Below are 362 nucleotides of genomic sequence, written 5' to 3'. Positions count from 1 at the left end.
AAGGTAAATCCCGCCCAATAATAGGGGGAATTGTACTCCGAACTCGCCAACATTTCCAACTGCGCCGATCGCATCGCTTCTACGGGCGACAAATTTTCGGACAGTATCTTTTGGTAAAACTTCGACATCAAAACGGACGTTCCCTCGTCATCCACGAACCACAGGGAAGCCACCAACCTCGGGGCACCGGCGTACATGAAACCCCGGGTAATTCCCACCATTCCTTCCCCTTTCAAATCCCGCCCCAAAGCGGTCTGACAGGCGCTCAACACCACCAATTCGGCGGGCAAATTCAAGTTGAAAATATCGTTCAACCGCAAATAGCCGTTTTGCCAATTTCCCCCTTCGTCAATCAGAGAAAA

1 protein-coding gene is annotated in these 362 nt (G+C 50.8%); it reads right to left on the bottom strand.

Annotated elements, in window-relative coordinates; all coding sequences use genetic code 11:
* On the bottom strand, nucleotides 1–362 hold a 362-nt coding region (locus AC0QHF_RS00040), incomplete at both ends, for a CHAT domain-containing protein (protein WP_324702154.1).

It is taken from the genome of Lyngbya sp. CCY1209, assembly GCF_055795065.1.
This window is presented reverse-complemented; position numbering and strand designations above follow the sequence as displayed.